At 61.0% G+C, this 19691-nt stretch carries 19 protein-coding genes and 1 pseudogene; 6 read left to right on the top strand and 14 right to left on the bottom strand.

Features of this window, described 5'->3' with window-relative positions; all coding sequences use genetic code 11:
- Positions 1 to 200: 200 nt before the first annotated feature.
- From QWU43_RS03850 to QWU43_RS03840, 3 genes are all read left to right on the top strand, one after another.
- Positions 201 to 920 carry an ABC transporter ATP-binding protein gene (locus QWU43_RS03850; RefSeq protein ID WP_370917147.1) on the top strand — a complete coding sequence of 240 codons (720 nt, stop codon included), beginning with the start codon at positions 201 to 203 and terminating at the stop codon, positions 918 to 920.
- 46 nt (positions 921 to 966) lie between these two features.
- Positions 967 to 2100, top strand: a complete 1134-nt coding sequence (locus tag QWU43_RS03845) for a SufD family Fe-S cluster assembly protein (protein ID WP_370917146.1) — start codon at positions 967 to 969, stop codon at positions 2098 to 2100.
- A gap of 102 nt (positions 2101 to 2202) precedes the next feature.
- Positions 2203 to 3063, top strand: coding sequence for a RecB family exonuclease (locus tag QWU43_RS03840; protein ID WP_370917145.1), 861 nt, complete (start codon positions 2203 to 2205; stop codon positions 3061 to 3063).
- Here QWU43_RS03840 and QWU43_RS03835 read toward each other — a convergent pair whose 3' ends face one another.
- From QWU43_RS03835 to QWU43_RS03790, 10 genes and pseudogenes are all read right to left on the bottom strand, one after another.
- The gene (locus QWU43_RS03835) at positions 3064 to 3255 is read right to left on the bottom strand and encodes a LuxR C-terminal-related transcriptional regulator (protein ID WP_370914308.1); all 192 of its coding nucleotides are present in this window, start codon (positions 3253 to 3255) and stop codon (positions 3064 to 3066) included.
- 74 nt (positions 3256 to 3329) lie between these two features.
- A complete protein-coding gene (locus QWU43_RS03830; protein ID WP_370917144.1) occupies positions 3330 to 3767 on the bottom strand; it encodes an ATP-binding cassette domain-containing protein in 438 nt (145 codons plus the stop codon).
- A 68-nt stretch (positions 3768 to 3835) separates the two neighbouring features.
- Positions 3836 to 4480: pseudogene (locus tag QWU43_RS03825) on the bottom strand (anaerobic C4-dicarboxylate transporter family protein).
- A gap of 180 nt (positions 4481 to 4660) precedes the next feature.
- The gene (gene aspA / locus QWU43_RS03820; protein WP_370917143.1) at positions 4661 to 6265 is read right to left on the bottom strand and encodes an aspartate ammonia-lyase; all 1605 of its coding nucleotides are present in this window, start codon (positions 6263 to 6265) and stop codon (positions 4661 to 4663) included.
- A gap of 397 nt (positions 6266 to 6662) precedes the next feature.
- A complete protein-coding gene (hisG, locus tag QWU43_RS03815) occupies positions 6663 to 7508 on the bottom strand; it encodes an ATP phosphoribosyltransferase (RefSeq protein WP_370914178.1) in 846 nt (281 codons plus the stop codon).
- Positions 7509 to 7562: 54 nt separating this feature from the next.
- Positions 7563 to 7835 carry a phosphoribosyl-ATP diphosphatase gene (locus QWU43_RS03810; protein WP_370914177.1) on the bottom strand — a complete coding sequence of 91 codons (273 nt, stop codon included), beginning with the start codon at positions 7833 to 7835 and terminating at the stop codon, positions 7563 to 7565.
- Positions 7832 to 8590 carry an HAD family hydrolase gene (locus tag QWU43_RS03805; RefSeq protein ID WP_370917142.1) on the bottom strand — a complete coding sequence of 253 codons (759 nt, stop codon included), beginning with the start codon at positions 8588 to 8590 and terminating at the stop codon, positions 7832 to 7834. Before QWU43_RS03805 ends, QWU43_RS03810 begins: the two co-directional genes overlap by 4 nt.
- A gap of 17 nt (positions 8591 to 8607) precedes the next feature.
- Entirely contained in the window at positions 8608 to 9015 is a 408-nt protein-coding gene (locus tag QWU43_RS03800) for a hypothetical protein (protein WP_370914175.1), read from the bottom strand.
- Positions 9016 to 9087: 72 nt separating this feature from the next.
- Complete coding sequence (gene mshC / locus QWU43_RS03795; protein ID WP_370917141.1) at positions 9088 to 10353, bottom strand: cysteine--1-D-myo-inosityl 2-amino-2-deoxy-alpha-D-glucopyranoside ligase; 1266 nt, start codon at positions 10351 to 10353, stop codon at positions 9088 to 9090.
- 69 nt (positions 10354 to 10422) lie between these two features.
- On the bottom strand, positions 10423 to 11247 hold the full coding sequence (locus tag QWU43_RS03790) for an undecaprenyl-diphosphate phosphatase (RefSeq protein WP_370914307.1): 825 nt from the start codon (positions 11245 to 11247) through the stop codon (positions 10423 to 10425).
- Positions 11248 to 11446: 199 nt separating this feature from the next.
- Here QWU43_RS03790 and QWU43_RS03785 point away from each other — a divergent pair, with 199 nt between their 5' ends.
- The 3 genes from QWU43_RS03785 (at position 11447) to QWU43_RS03775 (ending at position 14789) form a co-directional block, all read left to right on the top strand.
- A complete protein-coding gene (locus tag QWU43_RS03785) occupies positions 11447 to 12364 on the top strand; it encodes an aldo/keto reductase (protein WP_370914306.1) in 918 nt (305 codons plus the stop codon).
- A gap of 94 nt (positions 12365 to 12458) precedes the next feature.
- On the top strand, positions 12459 to 13562 hold the full coding sequence (locus tag QWU43_RS03780; protein WP_370917140.1) for a YncE family protein: 1104 nt from the start codon (positions 12459 to 12461) through the stop codon (positions 13560 to 13562).
- Positions 13563 to 13685: 123 nt separating this feature from the next.
- A complete protein-coding gene (locus tag QWU43_RS03775) occupies positions 13686 to 14789 on the top strand; it encodes a quinone-dependent dihydroorotate dehydrogenase (protein ID WP_370917139.1) in 1104 nt (367 codons plus the stop codon).
- A gap of 4 nt (positions 14790 to 14793) precedes the next feature.
- Here the strand turns inward: QWU43_RS03775 and QWU43_RS03770 are convergent, their stop codons facing one another.
- The 4 genes from QWU43_RS03770 to QWU43_RS03755 form a co-directional block, all read right to left on the bottom strand.
- Positions 14794 to 15201, bottom strand: a complete 408-nt coding sequence (locus QWU43_RS03770) for a hypothetical protein (protein WP_370914171.1) — start codon at positions 15199 to 15201, stop codon at positions 14794 to 14796.
- 365 nt (positions 15202 to 15566) lie between these two features.
- Positions 15567 to 16106 carry a YbhB/YbcL family Raf kinase inhibitor-like protein gene (locus QWU43_RS03765; protein ID WP_370914170.1) on the bottom strand — a complete coding sequence of 180 codons (540 nt, stop codon included), beginning with the start codon at positions 16104 to 16106 and terminating at the stop codon, positions 15567 to 15569.
- Positions 16107 to 16171: 65 nt separating this feature from the next.
- The gene (locus tag QWU43_RS03760) at positions 16172 to 17977 is read right to left on the bottom strand and encodes an ABC transporter ATP-binding protein (protein ID WP_370914169.1); all 1806 of its coding nucleotides are present in this window, start codon (positions 17975 to 17977) and stop codon (positions 16172 to 16174) included.
- Complete coding sequence (locus tag QWU43_RS03755; RefSeq protein WP_370917138.1) at positions 17974 to 19686, bottom strand: ABC transporter transmembrane domain-containing protein; 1713 nt, start codon at positions 19684 to 19686, stop codon at positions 17974 to 17976. Before QWU43_RS03755 ends, QWU43_RS03760 begins: the two co-directional genes overlap by 4 nt.
- Positions 19687 to 19691: the final 5 nt, after the last annotated feature.

Below are 19691 nucleotides of genomic sequence, written 5' to 3'. Positions count from 1 at the left end.
GCGGTGTGACCACCCCCGGATCGGGTTCCCTCGAACGGTGGAACGGACGATCACCCCAGCTCAGATGTCATGACGGAGGTCACCCTTTGGAGATTATGAATGGTGTTCAGATTTATCCGTAGAATTGGGGTGGAATACCACCTCCCGCAGGTCGGAGGCCCCGCGGGGAGGACCGACCACGCCAGGGAGAAGGATCGACCATGGACACCACCACCCCGCTGCTCGCACTGGACGACGTCACCGTCTCCGTCGATGACACGATCGTCTGCCGCGACATCACACTGACCGTCAACCACGGAGAGAACCATGTTCTCATCGGAGCGAACGGCTCCGGGAAATCATCACTGCTGAACGCGATCATGGGCACCGGACCATTCCAGGTCACCCGTGGGCGGATACTCCTGAACGGACAGGACATCACGGAGCTTTCCGTTGATGAACGCGCCCGAGCGGGACTCGGTCTCGCGGTGCAGCATCCACCCAAACTCCACGGAATCACGGTGAGCAAACTCGCTCAGGCGATCCACGCCGGTGACCGGTTGCCCCGGCTCGCCGAGGAACTCAATCTCTCCGACTTCCTGGACCGGGACGTCCACTGCGGATTCTCTGGCGGTGAGATGCGCCGTTTCGAGATGCTCAAACTCCGGCTCCAGCAGCCGACCATGTGCCTGCTGGACGAACCGGAGTCAGGTGTCGACATGGAACACGTCTCTGTGGTGGGGCGCGCACTCGCGCACCTGCTGCAGACCCCGTGCCCCGATGGAACGGCCCGGAGCTCGCTGGTCGTCACACACACCGGGTTCATCCTCGACCACCTCGATTCCCCCATCGCACACCTCATGTCCGGCGGACGCCTCACCGACAGTGGCGACGCCCGCGACATGCTTGCCCGTGTCCGTACCGACGGCTGGGCAGCCTGATCCCGGGTATTTTCCACCCACCGACGAAACCAAGGACTGATTCCCAATGACATCCACCGTTCCCGCAGTCACCCCGGTACCCGGTCTCGGCAACGCCAGCGTGACGCCCGGGCTGCTCACCGATCTCGGTTGGCGCGACGAGGAGTCCTGCGCGGGCACCTCGTTGATGGTCGACCATCACTTCGAACGCATCGTCACCCACGACGGGCAGGTCGAAATTATGCCGCTCTCGGATGCGGTCGTCACCTACCCCTGGGTGCAGCAGCTCATGTTCTCGCTCATCGACCCACTCTCCGATGACGTCCTGCGGCGTGCCTTCGAATCCCAGGATCGGCCGCTGGGCACGTTCACCTGGGTCCACGACGGCGCGATCCTCGACGGGCCACTGCAGAACTTCTCGTTCATGACCGTGCCCCAGGAAAGACAATTCGTCCACGATCTGACCGTCATCGGAGCTGGTGCCCGGGTCGACCACATCAGTGGTTCCGGTGTCACCCCGAAAATGACCCACGGTCGCCACGTCTCTGTTTCGGAGACATTCATCGGTGAAGGCGCCCGACTCCGCTCCCTCGATGTCGAACGGTGGGGCTCCCAGATGGACGTCCACTCCTGGTCCGGAACTCGCATCGCCCGCGACGCCGTGAACAGTTCCGTTTCCGTCGCGGTCTCCGGGCTCCGCAACCACGTCGCGCACTCCACCGTCGAACTTGACGACGGGGCAACCGACACCAGCCACTCGGTGGTGTTCGCCCCGGCCGACACCCACCGCGAGATGAGGACCGAGATTCGTCTCCTCGGAGCGGGGTCACGTGCCGAACAGGTGTCCCGCATGGTTTCCGACGGTGGGGAGATCTCCAACGACACCACGCTCGTCGGCGTCGGACGCGGGTGCTCCGGATTCCTGGAGTGTGATGGTCTCATGCTGAGGGACACCGGATACATTGACTCGGTCCCCGCGTTGAAGGCGCGTGTCGACGAGGCGCAGTTGAGCCACGAGGCGTCCGTCGGCATGATCGACGGTGACCGGCTCGATTACCTCATGGCGCTCGGACTCGACGAGGACACCGCCCGCGACCTCATCGTCCGGGGGTTCCTCGATCTCACCGAGCAGTCTGTCCCCGATTCCCTGCGCGCCACCGTCGAGGGGCTGGTCACCGCAGCTCGGGAGGCTGAGCTTTAGGGAGACCGGTTGTGGATAGGACGGGCCCCTCCGTCAGGGGTCCACAACAGACTGCGCACCCTGGGACGGCTGCGTCCGGGGTGCGCGGTAACGTGATGTCCCATGACCTCACCGGTAACGACCAGCCCGTCCACCCGGCCCCGGCCCCTCGCGCTGTCCCCTTCCCGGGCGAGCGACTACCAGCAGTGCCCGCTGCTCTACCGGCTGCGGGCCATTGACCGTATTCCCGAACCGAAGACCGTCGCTCAGGTCAAGGGAACACTCGTTCACGATGTGCTCGAGCAGATGCACACGTGGGCGCCGGAGCAGCGCACCTACCCGGCGGCGGTCAAACGCCTCAAACCCACCTGGGCGGCGATGTGCGCCGCCGACGATGAGCTCGACGAGCTTGTCCCCGAGGACGCCCGCTACGACTTCCTCGTCGAGTGCCGTGCCCTGCTGCGCGGCTACTTCGAAATGGAGAACCCCCAGGGCTTCACGGCCAAGGCATGCGAGATGTATGTGGAGTCCGTGCTCCCCAACGGGGTGCCGGTCCGCGGGTTCATCGACCGCGTCGACGAGGCCCCGGACGGCCGCATCAGGGTCGTCGATTACAAGACCGGCAAGAAGCCCATCCCCCGGTTCAGTCAGCAGGCCACGTTCCAGATGCGGTTCTACGCCCTGGTCTACTGGCGGCTGCACAAGGTGCTTCCCGCACAGCTCAGACTGATGTACCTCAAGGTCACCGACTCGATTTTCCTCACCCCCTCGGTGGAGGAATTGGAGTACTTTGAACGTGATCTGGGGGATCTGTGGGCGAAGATCGAGGCGGATGGGCGGAGCGGGAACTTCCGGCCGAAGACCTCCAAGCTCTGTGGCTGGTGTTCTCATCAAGCGTTGTGCCCTGCCTTCGGCGGTACTCCGCCCGAATATCCGGGGTGGCCCGGGAGCACCGCCGACGGTCAGATCACCGCGGACTCCTGATCAGATATCGACCAGGCCGGACCGGAACGCCCAGATCACGAGCTGGACCCGACCCCGTTCCCCGGTCTTGGACATGGCGTTGGAGAGGTGCGTCTTCAGCGTGGACGGCTCAAGAAACAGGGTGTCCGTGATGCCGTTGTTGCTCTGTCCCCGGAACAGTTCACGCACGCAGTCGATCTCTCTCGGGGTCAGCGGATGATGACGGTGAGCTGCGGCAGGGTGAGTACGTCAGAGCTGGTCGCGGCGAAGACATCGAAGGCACCGCGCTAGAGCTGACCCGACGCGGGACTGGCCGCAGCCAGCGCCGTACGACGCTTCATCCCCATTGAGCACTTCCCGATCTTCATTGCCGCCGCATCGGTCATACCGACGGTGTCGATGAGGTCATCCACACACCCGGTCGAGACGCCGACGGACAGTGCCCGTGCGGTGACATGCTGACGGACGGTGAGACCGGGGATGAGCCCGCCGTCGTCAAGCAGAATGTTCGTGTGCTTCGGCCGGTGGCACTCGCCCGCGTACCGGCCGACGAGACCGAGGCCTGCGCGCAACGTCGTCGTCTTACCTGCGCCGTTGGGCCCGAGGACACACGTGACACGTCCCGGTTTGGCACTCAGGCTCATGTCCCGGACGACCCGATCTGTGCCGTAGCGCACCTCGAGGCCTCGTATCCGGAATTCGTTGTCTGTCGATGTACTGGTCATACCCCGACGCTAAGGAACACCCACCGAACCGGGGAAATCCGGACTTCCCCCAAAAGGCGGACCCGAGATCAGAGAACGACCGAACCGAACAGGAACACCAACGCCGGGGACAATGCGATGCAGAGGGCACCCGGTATGAGGAACGGGTGATTGACGATATACCTTCCGATTCTCGTGGAGCCGGTGTGGTCCATCTCTACCGCGGCGAGCAGGATCGGTAGGTCGGTAGGACGAACAGTGCACTGACGGCAACGAAAATCCACACCGCGAGTTTGGTCGCCGCGGTCACTTACTTCTCTGCGTGTTTCTTTGGTGAGCTGACCAGTCCCTTCTCGAGGCGTTCGCGGTAGATTGGGTTCTTGTCCAGGTCGAGGCCGAGATGGTTCGCCACGAACGCGGTCGGAAAGACTGCGAGGAAGGTCGACAGAGAGCACGACCGCGAGTAACTGGAGATACCCGGTGCCGGCGAGGATAATCATCGTGTAGGTGACTACCGGGGCGAGGTAGGTGATGTACCGGGGATTCCTGCAGAGCAGTTTCTCCGCCAGGTCGACCAGCCAGTCCGTTCCCGCGGCCCGTTGCATGGCGGCGAAGACCACGTCTGTCCCCGCGAATCCGAGCAGGAGCATACCTCGATCACCGGTGAGACTGATGCCGATTGGACCCGGTCGTGCCTCCAATACGATAGCGGAAATGACGGACGATGATCTGATGGCTGAGAATCGCGGCCTGTACTCCTGGTGGATTGTCGCGGTTGTGCCTGTGTTGGATAACTGGCTATTCAAGAAGACGTACCATCGGAGTGGGGATCAAACTGAAGCCCCGACCTGCTCATGGACCTGGAAGGGCCCCGCTGGAACGGCGGGGCCCTTATCGAAGAATGGGTCAGAATCCTAACGGTCGAGGTGAAGCTGCCCGCGGAAGACCGGATGCATGAGATTCTCCTTGCTCAGTACTTGATCCAGGGTCTCGGCGTCCATCAGTCCCTTCTCAAGGACGAGCTCGCGAACGGTCTTGCCGGTCTCTGCTGCTTCTTTACCTATGAGGTCACCGTTATGGTGACCGATGAACGGGTTCAGGTAGGTCACGATTCCGATCGAGTTGTCGACGTACGCCCGACAGACGTCCTCGTTCGCGGTGATTCCGTCGACACACTTGGTGCGGAGCGTCTCGACGGCGTTCCGGAGGATGCGGATCGATTGGAACAGGGACTCCCCGATCACCGGCTCCATGACGTTGAGCTGGAGCTGGCCAGCCTCGGCGGCCATGGTAACGGTGATGTCATTGCCGAACACCTTGAAGCACACCTGGTTGCAGACCTCGGGAATAACCGGGTTGACCTTGGCAGGCATGATCGATGAACCGGCCTGGCGGGCCGGGAGGTTGATCTCGTTCAGGCCGGCCCGTGGACCGGAGGACAACAGGCGTAGATCGTTGCAGATCTTCGACAGCTTCATCGCGGCTCGCTTCACCGCGCCATGAGCGAGAACGTAGGCACCGCAGTCGCTCGTCGCCTCAATGAGGTCCTTCGCTGACTTGACCTCCAGCCCCGTGACTTCACTGAGGGAAGCCGTGACCTGGTGTCGGTAGCCGGCTGGAGTATTCACTCCGGTGCCGATGGCTGTCGCCCCGAGATTGACCTCCAGGAGACGCTCCGAGGCATCGCGGAGGATGACGCGCTCCTCAGACAGATTGTGGGCGAAGGCGGCAAACTCCTCACCGAGTGTCATGGGAACCGCATCCTGGAGCTGTGTGCGACCCATCTTCAGGATGTCCACGAACTCGTGTCCCTTCGCGGCGAAGGAACTTTCGAGAGCATCGAAGGAATCGATCAGGTCATTGAGAGCGTAGTGAACACCGAGCCGGAATCCTGTCGGGTAGGCGTCATTGGTGGATTGGCTCATGTTGACGTCATCATTCGGGTTGATGATGTCGTAGGCACCCTTCGGCTTTCCCAGATACTCCAGCGCCAGGTTCGCGATTACCTCATTGGTGTTCATGTTCAGGCTGGTTCCGGCACCGCCCTGGAAGACATCGAGCGGGAACTGGTCCATGCACCGTCCCTCGACCAGAATCTGGTCACACGCCCAGATAATCGCCTCGCACTTCTTGGCGGGAAGAGTGTGCAGCCTGCGATTGGCCAGGGCACTGGCCTTCTTCACCTGGACCATGCCACGGATGAACTCCGGGATTTCGTTGACCGTGATCCGGGAGATCCGGAAGTTCTCCATTGCACGGAGCGTGTGAATACCGTAGTAGGCCTCATCCGGAACGTCCAGTTCCCCAAGCAGATCCACCTCAGTTCGGGTACGGCTTTCTCCATGCCTGGCACCTGTCGCCGGGGCATCGGCTGTCTGCGTGGCAGTAGTGGAGTCCTTCACTTCGTCCGATTCGATGACGGCGTCGTGCGTTGCAGATGGCTCGTCGGGGCTTTTATTCGTTCCGGTTTCCCGTTTTGCCTTCGCCGTCGTGGGCTTCCGCTTGGATGATTTGGCCATGTCGTGTGCCACCTCTCTGTGGGTCTCTTCTTCCTGGAGTGTCCTGAGCATTTGGTACTCGGGTATCGCGAAGGCCACTCGTTCCCCCCAGCATAACGAGGATCGAGTACACGGAGGTGGATCTGGAGGTTGCTATCGTGATCGGCGGAGTTCGTGGCTGATTGTGCACCACCATGCAGGATGTTCCTGCAGTTAAAGGCCTTCTTCCTGGCCTTGATCCAAGGCGCATCATGCGTCTGGTACGAGTGTGCACGATCGATGGCGGGGATGATTCGCCCCGGGTGGAGCATGGTATACGGGCGTGGAGCACCTGCCTAATTTCCGATTCTGGTGACTCCGGTAGCGAGAAAAGACCCCCGTGACGCCGACATTCGGCTACGGGGGTCGCGTGTGGAGGTCAGAGCCGAGCGATTCGGATCTCCGAGGCAAGAATCGCCTCTGCGCCTAACTCATCGAGCTCGTCCATCACGTCATTAGCAGTGCTGCGCGGGATCATCGCGCGAACCGCGACCCAGTCCTCCAACGCTAGTGGAGATACCGTTGGCCCGGAGATACCCGGGGTCAGTGCGGTTGCTGCGTCGAGTAGCGACCGCGGGACATTGTAATCGAGCATCAGGTAGTTCTGGGCATGGAGAATACCCTCGATACGACGCAGAAGAACCCGCTGCTCCGGGGTGACCTTCTCGCCTGCCCGACCGACGATGACGGCTTCCGAAGTGACCAGAGTCTCGCCAAAAGGCTCGAGTCCCTGTTTCCGGAGCGTCCGGCCGGTGGAAACAACGTCCGCGATCACATCCGCGACACCGAGTCGGATCGAGATCTCGACAGCACCGTCAAGTCGGATGACCTCCGCTGTCTGACCTCGAGACGCCAAATCAGAGCGAACCAGGTTCGGGTAGGACGTGGCGATACGTTTTCCATCGAGATCATCGACGGTCCAGCCCTCCCCGGCAGGTGCAGCATACCTGAAGGTTGAACTCCCGAAACCCAGGGAAAGAACCTCCTGGACGTTCGCGAGAGAATCAGCCGCAAGGTCACGCCCAGTAATACCGAGATCCAGTTGGCCACTCGCCACGTAGATCGCGATGTCCTTGGGTCGGAGGAAAAAGAACTCGACCTTGTTGGCTTTGTCAGTGACCGTCAGCGCCTTGCTATCGCCGCGGCCGACATATCCTGCCTCGGAGAGAATCTCGACTGCTGCCTCGGACAGCGAGCCCTTATTAGGTACTGCGACTTTGAGCATGTTTTCCCGGGGATCTTTCAGAGAGATGGTGGACGGACGGATGATGTGGCGCCGTCAGAGATGCTTGTACACGTCCTCGGGTTTGAGGCCTCTGGCGACCATGATCACTTGGGTCCAGTAGAGGAGTTGCGAAATCTCCTCGGCCAGCTCCTCGTCCGACTGGAACTCTGCGGCCATCCAGACTTCCGCAGCCTCCTCGACGACCTTCTTCCCCTGGGAATGGATACCCGCATCGAGAGCGACCACCGTACCCGAACCTTCGGGGCGTTCGGTCGCGCGGGAGAGTAGTTCAGCGTAGAGGGCGTCGAAGTCTTTCACGCGAATCATTCTTGCACATCCTTTCCCACCACCGGTGCAGGAGTACGGGTTAGGCGACGAAACAGAACCCCGATCGCATCGACGTCGAGTCCACGGAAGTCCGCGCCGACAAGTTCAGGTCGGCCGGTCAACTCCCCGAGGGTGGGTACTCCCGTTGGTCGTTCCAGGGTCATATCCCCGGGGACACCGATGACCCGGCACCCGGCATCATGTGCCGCACGCATTCCGGTCGCAGAGTCCTCGAAGACCAGACAATCCCATGGTGAGAGGCCCGCTCGCCGTGCGACCTCCAGGTAGATGTCTGGGGCGGGCTTCCCTTTGGGAACCTCATCACCGCACACCGTGTCAACGAAGAGATCCCGGCCGACCGCTGCGATCACCGGATCAGCAAGCTCCCTGGGAGTGTTGGTCGCGATATACATCGCGATGCCCCGATGCTTAAGATCCCGGAGCAGTTCGTGAACCCCCGGATTGAGGGTGGGGCGTTCGGTGAACAGCTCCGCGAAACGGTCGAACAGAATCCGCCGGTAACGTTCTTTCGCGGCCTGATCCGGGGTGACACCGGCGTGCTCCGCACAGACACGGAAGGTGTTGTCGAATGATCCCCCCACCGTTGTCGCATGCTTCTCTGTGGTGAGCCGACGTCCCATTTTCTCGCTCATCTCGTAGGTGGCGACGGCCCACAGTGGTTCAGTGTCGGTCACCGTACCATCCATGTCCCAGATGACGGCCGCAGGTAGCTGATCAAATTGGGGGGCAGCCATGTTTTTCCGCACCACGCCTATTCGAACCTGGGAAGTACGAAGCCGTCTTCGGGGTCTTCGACCTCGGGCGGGATGAAACCGGTTGCTGTGATGGCTCGAAAGATCAGACTGTTGAGTTCATCGAACTCTTCCGGCTCAATGACAGCATCTGCGTGCCGGACGTTGAAGGTCTCCACTGCGGTGATGAACCGGGTCACGGCATCAATGATGTTCTCTGCACCGGGGGATGCCGGGAGCAGATCGAGTTCTGTCAGAAAACCCATGAGGATTGTGCGGAGAGTCGGGAGCACAGAGGGGTCGAAGGGTTGATCCCAGAACTCCTTCTCGTCCTTCCCGAGATAGGATCCCGAAGCGAAAGTCTCAAGATCGTCGATGAACTCATCAACGTCCGGAGCGAACTGCTGGCTGATACTCATGGAGGTCATGCCTCCATTGTGTATCAGAGAGGCCAGCCGAATTGAAGTACCCCATCATTCGGAACACCTGTGGCCTATTCTTCAGTGGGCGTCGCCGATGAGCGCAACCCCCATCAAGGCGTCGAGTGCTCCGGAGACCAGCATCCCGGCTTCGTCGGCCAGCGCAAGATTTTCCTGCCCCGCGCACACATCCTCCGCCCATCTGTCCACAGCCACCAGCGCCCGAGGCGTGTCGAGATCATCGGCGAGAGCTTCCCGGACCTCCCGGATTAGGCTCCGTGCGGCATCGACGTCGGTCGCCTTGACTGCGGCGGAACGCCACAGTGCGAGACGTGCCTCAGCGACCGCGAGAATCCGGTCTGACCAGTCTCGGTCACTCCGGTAGTGACCCGCGAAGACTCCCAACCGGATGGCACCAGGATCATGACCGGAAGCTGTGAGTTTGTGCACGAACACAAGGTTTCCCAGAGATTTACTCATCTTGGTTCCTTCGAGACCGATCATCGCACTGTGTACATAGTGCCCGGCCATTCGTTCGGACCCGGTCGCAGCTTCAACGTGCGCGGCACTGTATTCGTGGTGAGGGAATATGAGATCTGTGCCTCCCCCCTGGATTGTGAACCGGGAACCGAGGCGATTCAGCGCGATTGCGGCGCACTCGATGTGCCAGCCGGGGCGGCCCGCTCCGAAGGGCGCGTCCCATCTGGGTTCGCCGGGCCGTGCAGCCCGCCAGATAAGTGCATCCAGTGGATCCCGTTTTCCGATACGATTCGGGTCACCTCCACGCTCGGTGAAGTACTTCGTCATCGTCGAACGGTCATAATTCGACTCGTAACCGAAGTTGGGGGTTGCTTTGAGGGCTGCGTAGATGTCGGGAAACTCGTCCTCCACAACGTATGCGCTATCGTTGTCCAACAGGGTCGAGATGATGTCAACCACTTCATTGACGATGTCGGTTACCGCGATGAAATCGGTCGGCGGAATCACCCGGAGAGACGTCATGTCGGAACGGAACAGATCGGTCTGATCTCGCCCGAGCTCCCGCCAATCGACGTTATCACGAGTGGCGCGCTCGAACAGGGGATCATCCACGTCGGTCACATTCTGTACGTAACGGACGGAGTGCCCGTTGTCCCGTAACTGACGGTTGATCAGATCGAAGGTTAGATAGGTCGCCGCGTGGCCGAGGTGGGTCGAATCATAGGGGGTGATACCGCAGACGTACATGCCGACGGAATTCCCCGTGACACTGACGGGCCGGATTCTGCGGTCCGCTGTATCGTACAATTTCAGTGCTACTGCGGGCCCCTCGACAACGGGGACCACGGGTGCAGGCCAGGAATGCATGGAGATAACTCTAGCGTGAGGCCTCCAAAGTTCCGGGGACTGACCCTGAGACCGACATGCTATCCGGGGTCACGGCTGTAGAACACCTGCCGCGAGCAGGCCCATCACTGCGACGCCTACCGGGATGCGGTAAGCGGCGAACCACGAGAACGAGTGGTTGGACACGAACTTCAGTAGCCAGGCGATGGATGCGTAGCCCACGGCGAAAGCGATGCCGGTTCCGACGATGAGCTGAGCGGCGGAGGCCGCCTGCCCAGCTTCCGGGGCGAAGGCATCCGGGAGAGAGAAGAGACCCGAAGCGAGTACAGCGGGTATGGCGAGTAGAAACGAGAATCGAGCGGCGACTTCGCGGTCGAGCCCGAGGAAGAGGCCTGCGGAAATCGTGCCGCCTGACCGCGACACCCCCGGAATCAACGCAAGACATTGTGCGAAGCCCATGACAACCGCGTCCCGCATAGTGAGGTTCTCGAAGGACCGCTTCTTGGATCCCCATCGCTCAGCGGCGATGAAAACGAAGCTGAACAGCACGAGCATGGCCGCGGTGATCCAGAGGTTGCGCAGATTGTCCCGGATCAGATCCTTACCCAGGTATCCGAGAACCCCGACGGGAAGCGTTCCAACGATGACCATCCATCCCATACGGTAATCAAGCCCCCGCCTAGACCTATCTGCCAGCCCACGGAACCATCCGGTGGCGATCCGCCATATGTCCCTGGCGAAATAGACCAGGACAGCGGCTTCGGTACCAAGCTGAACGACTGCGGTGAACGAGGCACCAGCATCCTGTCCAAAGAACAGTGAACTGACGATGCGCAGGTGTCCCGAGGAGCTCACCGGCAGGAACTCGGTGAGTCCTTGGACAATGGAGAGAACCACGGTCTGAGCCCAACTCATGTGTTCAGGTGTCCCCCCCGCGGCAGTGTGCAGTGGCTGCATAAGGTCGGCGGCGTCGTTGATGGACGGGTTCGCAGCGGTCAGGGACACTTGGGTACGGCCGGGCAGAATGCCGGCGAGAAGACTCATCAGACTCACGCATCACACCGTACTCCGTGGGGCCGCTAGGGTGGTGCCCGTGAGAGAGAACTTGGTGGGTATGAGTGGATTACGGGTTTCCGAACTGGGGCTGGGTGTGTCCACCTGGGGTGAGGTGACCCCGGAAGAAGACGCCGGCGCGATCCTGCGAGCGTTCGTTTCTGCTGGAGGAACTCTGATCGATACCTCCCCTGCGTATGCAGACGGTGCAGCAGAGAAACTTCTCGGCTACCTACTACGTCGTGATGTCGTTGACCGGGGGCGTCTCGTACTGTCCTCCTCAGCGGGAGTCGATCCCACGCTCCCTCTCGGCCGGCGAGTGGACTGTTCACGGCGTGCTCTCATCGCGCAGCTTGACAGAACCCTCCATGTTCTCGGAACCGACCACGTGGATATCTGGAACGTCGGATTCTGGGATCCGAGGACACCTCCGGAAGAGGTGGCCGACGCCCTCGATTGGGCTGTTACCTCCGGGAGAGCCCGGTATGCCGGGGTGCGGGGCTATACAGGTTGGCAACTAGCGGTGACCCAGGCCAAGAGCAGACACACGACGATCGTTGTGGCGCAGGCCGGTTACAGTCTCCTTGACAGACGGGTCGAGGAGGAACTGCTTCCGGCTACCGAACATCTCGGGGTTGGTTTCTTCGCTGCTGCTCCACTCGCGCAGGGGGTTCTGACCGGGAAATACCGGCAGCGTATCCCTGTTGACTCCCGCGGTGCGTCGCCACGCCACGGTGCGGAGGTCCAGGGGCTCCTCGTACCACGGAGCACACCAGTCGTTGAGGCGTTGTGTACCGCCGCCGAGGGATTGGACATCCCTCCGGTGGCCGCCGCAATCGCGTGGCTCCGCGACCAGAGCCCGGTGACATCAGCGGTAATCGGGGCCCGGACGGTGACGCAGTTGGATGAGGTTCTTGAGGGACTCGACGCCGGATTACCCAAGGCGATTCGGGCTGCGTTGGACGAGGTCTCCCTGTAGCCTCCGGTTCTGTGAAAGTCGTGTTCTGAACTGGTCTTTCCCTGGTTCCCCCGGGATCGGTGGAGCATCCTGGACCTCTGGTAACGTCCCCGGTGTGAGTAACCGACGTCGTTTCCCCCTGACAGCCGTATTCGCCGTTGCTGCCGTCACGCTCTCCGCCTGCAACGCTCCCTCACCGACTGACGGCTCATCGCTGCCGGAACTTTCCGGTGCGACAGTCGTTGATTCGCCCCCCGCGGAGAACCCCGAGGGTGAGGTGTTCAGGCCGGCGGGTGTGCTCGCGGGTGAGAATCTGATCGATCTTGCGGTTGCGGACGGTGACGTTCTCGCGGTTCGGTCCGAGTCACATCTTGGGGTCGGGACTTTGCGCCAACTACAGAACGGGGGCTTCACCGCAGTCGATGTCGCCGCTGAATGCGGACCGCTGTCCGCTCGTGAATCGCGTTTTGTTCTGGCTTGTCCGGACGGTTCCGGTGGTGGGGTCATACATGTGATCGACGTGGATTCCCCGGATCAGTCCGGGACAGTTAAGGTCTCCGCTCCGGTCACCACAGCAGCACTGACCGGTGACGGACGTATCCTCGCGGGTTTCGCCGACGCAGGGGATGTTCTGGTACTCAAACCCGATGGTTCCGGTGCTGCGGACATCACGGCTGACATCCGCATCAAAGATTCCGTCGACCAACTCGTCACGGTACCTGTCGATGGGCAGGCTGATCGTGCAGTCCTCATAGACAGGGGCAACATCGTCATCAGTGGTGTCGACTGGACGAATGCGAAACCCGGTGCCGCACTGCGCGCGGGGCTCGGTGTCGGCCGCATGGCAGTCGGTGAACCTGGCACGGGTGTGCTCTTCGCATCGGACACCCGTGGCGGCCAGCTTCTCGTCTACACCACCAGCCCCGTCATCATGCTGCACCAGATGGCTCCGGCAGGTACCAGCCCTTGGGCTTTGACCTGGGACCCCGATAACCATGTTGTCTGGGTGTCGGATACCGCAGACAACGTCATTACCGCGTATTCAGTCGCAGGGGGGGTCCCCGTTGCCACCGGTACCGTTCGTTCCGTCGCTGGCGTCCGAGGTTTGAGTATCACGGATAGCGGAGAACTTGTCGCCGTCTCCGCTAGCGGTGACGGTATCCAGGTGGTGGGTGCCGATACCCTGATCGCTACTGTCGGCGGCACGGCTTCTCCGTAGCTACTCCGGCATCAGAGCGGTGACACCCATGGCGCACCGTAGTATGTTTCCCGGGGCCGGTACCGTGCTTTTCACGGTAGCCCGGCTTCTCCCCTTCTGACTTCCCGAGCTTGAGGATCCACCATGTCCGATCTGCCTTCCAGACCTCTGTACAACCTCGCCTTACGAGCGATGTTCACCCTCCCCCCCGAGCGCATTCACAACAGCATCATGAGCGGGCTCCAGGTCCTCCACGGTATGAGCTGGACGAATCGTCAACTTAGCCGATTTATCAGGGTCTCCGATCCCCTGCTCCGCCAAGAGGTGTTCGGGGTTGAGATACCCCAACCCCTCGGACTCGCCGCAGGCTTCGACAAGAACGCGTCCTGCTCCGATGCGTGGGGAGCACTCGGTTTCGGGTACGCGGAGCTTGGTACGGTAACGGCTTCCCCACAGCCTGGCAACCCCCATCCGAGGTTGTTCCGACTTCCTGAAGACAGGGCGATTCTCAACAGGATGGGCTTCAACAACCATGGGGCCGCGGCTATCGCCCGGAACCTCCACCGACGCAAATCCGACGACGTCATCGGCATCAACATCGGAAAGACCAAGGTGGTTCCACCGGAGGAAGCGGTGGAAGATTACCGGACCTCTGCGAAGATGCTGGGCAGGCTGGCAGATTTTCTCGTGGTAAACGTCTCCTCGCCGAACACCCCGGGTTTGCGGGACCTGCAGGCGGTTGAGTCGTTGCGTCCGATACTCACTGCGGTGCTGAACGTCGCGGAGGCGCCAGTCCTCGTGAAGATCGCCCCTGATCTTAGTGACCATGACGTTGATGCTGTTGCGGATCTCGCGGTGGAACTCGGTCTCGCGGGTATCGTGGCGACGAACACTACAGTCTCGCGTGTGGAACTGCACACCGAGTCCGCGAAGGTTGAGGCGATGGGGGCAGGTGGAATCTCCGGTCCTCCGGTTGCAGATCGTTCCCTCGAAATCCTGCGGCGCCTTCATGAGAGAGTGGGAACAGATCTCGTCCTTATCAGCGTCGGTGGAATTGAAACACCGGAACAGGCATGGGAACGGATCACCGCCGGGGCGACGTTGCTCCAGGGGTACACCGGTTTCATCTATGGTGGACCGGGTTGGATCCGCGATATCCACAAGGGAATAGCAAACCAGATTCGGGGCCACGGTCTTTCCGGAATCTCCGAGGCTGTGGGAAGTGGGCTCCCCTGGCTGGATATCTGAGGTCTCAAGCAGGCATCATCTGTCGTTTGATGATGAGGCCCGCGAGTAACGAGACGATCGCGTAGGAAGGCAACCAGTACTGGCCCATCACCATGAAGATGTGGTTGGGTAGTACGCGGCTCAGGACGAGGAACATGAGAGCGACACCGAGGGCCACCACCCTCCCCAGTGTGACGTATTGTGTCCGGCCCGCCGTCGCTGAACTACCAATGATCACGGCAGCGGTGCAAATGAGCAAGAAACGCGTCGTCACGTAGAAAGGCGCCAACCACCCGTTCGTCACCACCTCAAGGAACGTCCACAAGACGAGGACGATGGCGAGTGCGATGAACGCACCACCCACACGCATTGCAGTGGGAACCGCTTTCACCGGCTGCGGTTCAGGATTGTCGCCGGAAGTCTGTTTCGTCATAACGCCTCCCGACTCTAGTGTCCAGACCCCCGTATCACCATATTTTCGCAGGTGGACGGGGGTATCCCTATCTCGATCACCTGGTTTCAGCGCGATAAACACGTCTTATTGAGCGGCATACGTCAGATGCCATCCTGGAGGGAACCGTAGACATATTCTCGGACGCACCTGGCTCGACACTCGGTGAAGACAAAGTATGGGCTACCACAATGGCGGGCCGAATGATCTGAAGGTGAGAAGGCCCCTGTGCAGTCCGGCCCCCGTGAATGGGCGGCCGGACTGCACAGGGGCGATGCTCGTTGATGCAGAGACCAACTATGACGGTGGTTCCATCCGTCAGTGGTGTGAACCAGATTGAGATTGGATCACTTGTTCTCGTGCCAGCCCCACAGAATAGCCCGACCAAGGCTGTGGAAGTAGAGGTTGAAACCGAGGATTGCCGGAGTGGCATCCTCCGGAATCTCGAGCTTCTCAACATCAACGGCGTGGACCGCGAAAAGGTAACGGTGCGGACCATGTCCCTCGGGGGGCTGTGGTCCGAAGTAACCACGGATACCACTGTCCCCCACCAGACTAATCGCGTCGTCGATACCGTCGAGCTTCTCTGCTCCTGCACCGGAAGGGAGTTCGGTGACGTCAGCGGGAATGTTGAACACCGCCCAGTGCCAGAATCCTGAGCCGGTCGGCGCATCAGGATCGAAGCAGGTGACCGCGATGGACTTGGTGCCTTCCGGTAGATCGGACCACGCGAGGTGCGGAGAGACATCGTTGCCACCGAGATGCCTCTCGGAGAACGTTCCGCCGTTCTCGAAATCATCGGAGCGGAGTCCGAAGGAAGGCAAATCCTTCAGCGGGGCGTACGGGTCGGCTGCGGGGAATCGGTTGTCATCTGAATAAGAAGTCATGCACCTTTTTTAACAGAAGTCGGTCTGAAATGTTGCTTCGTGACCCAGCACACGTACCGGCGAATCTACCCGCACCACCTGTCGTATAGGTCCGAATACCGGCCACACGCGGCGAGAAGATCATCGTGAGAACCGTCCTCGATGATCCTTCCCTGATCCATCAGGATGATCCTGTCAGCGGCGACCGCTTGGTCGAGACGATGCGCAACCACGAGAGATGTACGTCCTGATGAGACGGTCCGTGCTGCCCGCTCAAGGCTACGCGCACTGTCCGAACCGGCCTCACTCGTGGCTTCGTCCATGATCAAAACGGGAGGATCAATCAGAACCATCCGGGCGAGGGAGATCTGCTGTTCAATCTCCGGTGCAAGATCAGTGTTTCCTGCTCCTACGGGAGTGTCCAACCCATCAGGCAACCATCGCTGCCATCCCGCGCTCTCCGGGGCTAGGCCGACCAGAGACAACGCCGCGATGAGAGTCTCGTCATCAGCTTCAGGTGCGGCCATATGGAGATCGTCACGCAGCGCCCCAGAGAAGAGGTGTACCTCCTGGCTGATCAGAGACACCTGGCGGGCGGTCCATGTGTCGGGCACGGTGGTGGTGTCGGTTCCATCGATGAGTATCCGCCCGGAGGACGGTCTCTGCAGTCCTGCGATGAGACCTGCGAGAGTGGATTTTCCGGCTCCGGACGCTCCGACAAGGGCCGTTGTCGTACCCGGTTCAAGTGTCAACGAGAGGTTCTCGATGATTGGCGAGCCTCCTGGATACCTGAACTCGAGATTTTCGATCCGGACCTCGGGGCATCCAGGACAGTCCGCTGGGGTCGACGAGGCGACAGTGTTGTCGGCGAGCAGTGCGAGAGAGACCGCCCGACCCAGCGCCGTGAGGGCGTTCTGCACCTCTCCGCTGAAAATCAGTACGTTGAACACATGCATCTCCAGCCGAACCACCAGAACCACCGCTGCAGAGGCTTCCCCCGTGGTCAGCACCCCCTGTGAGACAAGTAGCGTGGACACCATGATCGAGCCTGCGAGCAGGACACCATACGCGAGATATCCGGTTCCGATAAGTCGGAGGAACAGTGGGATCCGGTCGGCTTCACGCTGAACCGTCGCCCACGAGTTTCTCCGGAGCCGTTCGGTCGCCCACCCCCGAATCCCGAATGCCCTAATCGTCGGCATACCGCGAATCGTATCCAGGAGCATGTTGTTGCGGCGCGCTTGGGCTGATGAGAGTGCGTTTGTGGCGGCGGGCAACTCTACGAGCGTCCGTTTCACGGGCACCCAGAAGATGACCGGAAGGATCAGAAGGAGCAGCAGATACCAGGACGAGATCAATGCGAGCGCCACGAAGGTGAAGGGAAACATGAGAACGGTGACGACAAAGCGGGTTCCCATCGTCTGGACAACCCGGTAAGCGGTGTCGATGTCCTTGGTCAAGCGGGTTATCACATTCCCGGTGCCGAGTTCGAGTATGTCCGGGATCGGAGCCTCCAGAGTTGCTGCGAGGCATCTCCTGCGAAGATCCACGGTGAGCCTCCGGGTCCGGGAGAACATGAGATAGGCGGCCGCCGGACGAGTGACCAGCTCGATGAGCATGAGCATGCCCACGACGAAGAGGAGAGCGGTGAACCCAGTCTTCCCGGAACCGAAGGGTGCCACGGAGAGCCCGGAGATGATGTCCACGGACCTGCCGAGAAGGATTGACGATCCGGTCATCGCGCTCAGATTGAGGGTGAAGATGAGGGCCGTGAGAAACCACCATGCTCGACCCGGTCGGTTCGGGAGTTGGCCGAGACAGCGCCGGATCCGCCCGATGGACGCTGGCGCGAGAGCATCATGCTGCTGCTCCACCGGAGTCGTGCCGGTCATCGGAGAAGCTCCGCATCCGTGAGCACCCGGTCCGCGACGGAACACCATGCACGGCTCGTGGTGATGATCACCGTGGAGCGACGAACACGAAGAGCCTTGACCTTGCGGGCGACGTTGTCGAGGGTCACTGTGTCGAGCCCTGTGGTGGGCTCGTCGAGCAACAGGACCTCCGGGTCGGCGGCTAATGCCCGGGCGAGCGCGACGCGTTGCCGCTGTCCGCCAGAGAGATTCAGGCCAGCTTCGCCGATGGGGGTATCCGGAAGAGAACGATCCGGCCTGTACCCACCGAGTCGAGCCACGATATCACCGCAGCATGCTGCATCGAGTGCAGTTCGAATTGTCTCCGTATCCAATTCACCGGTGGGATCAACGTTTTCTCGCAGGGTCCCCTCGAAGACGTTCACCGCGTGTGGTGGGGAGAGCACCCCAGGAACTGCCATCAGGATGGTGCTCTTTTCCACTGCCGCCCGACGTCCCTCCGGGGTGTCGGGTGCCCATACTGTCAGGCCCGGTTTAGGGTGTACCTCGGACATTTCACCGGCCCCAGCGTCCGGCGACTCCAACGCTGCGGCGAACACACCGATTCTACCCGCAGAAGCCTGTGCCCTGGACCAGACGTCGATGAAGAATCCGAGGGAGAATCCGGTGACGGTGAGTGCCGGTGGAGCCAACAGTACGACCGTCAGGAACTCACCCGGTGTGATGTGACTATCAAACGCAAGAATTGCGGCCGCGACTACGAGACCGAAGCTGAAGATCGCCGGAACCGCTTGTCGGACGACGGTAAGCAGTGCACCGATGCGCACCTCCCTGAGCATCACGGACAGTGCACGGTCAGATATCGTGTCGAAACGCATGCGGCTGGTCTCCACAGCGCCGAGTCCTTTGATGATCCTGGAGCCCTGTGCGAAATCCGTGGCGAGAGAGATTGACTGTGACTCTGCCGCACGCCGACGCTCAGCCACCCGGGTCAACGGACCGGCGGTTCCTGCGGCCACGAGTGCGGTGCAGACTCCCCCACCAATTACACCGAGTGCGAGGCGCCAGTCCACGGCCCCGATGACGAATGCTGACCCCAACAGATAAAAGAAGAGTGACAGCGTGAAATCGTAGGACTGCTTAACACCTGCGAGAGCGGACGTGTCTTCGTCGACGGTGTTCAGGACGGTTCCGGGAGTAAGGGATCGGGCCTCCAGCACCATGAGATTCCGCGTCAATTCCAGCCGTAGACCATGGACGGTCCGGGCCACCGACATGTCGTTCAGGCCGATCTTCGCCGATTCAGCCCAAAAACCCACCCCCTGGAGGAACAAAAGGAGAACGACCGTCCCGATCAGGGCAGCCGTGTGTCCGGTGTCGATGACCGCGGTTGTCGACCACCCGGCGATCCGGGACTGTGCAATTCCGCAGGCTTCGGCAACCAGGGTCGTTGCGATGACGAGTACCACGACACGAGGATGATTGAGTAGTGCCGCCAGAGTCATACGCGTGGGCGACATCCGGGAAGTGCGGGCGTGGAAGGGCTGTTCCACGGGAGGTTGATCGGGGACGAACCAGGACCAGGTCCGCTGCCGGGTCGTGTTCGGTGGAGTCGAGAGCATGTGAAGACGATACACCGTTAGCCAGGCGGTGAATGGTTTCTCGATGATGCCCGAGATCCGCTGATAGACCTTAAAACATGCTTTGTACTGGGGATTTGATCCGATCATGCATT

This window comes from Corynebacterium sp. CCM 9204, assembly GCF_041357695.1.
Lineage (GTDB): Bacteria > Actinomycetota > Actinomycetes > Mycobacteriales > Mycobacteriaceae > Corynebacterium.
This window is presented reverse-complemented; position numbering and strand designations above follow the sequence as displayed.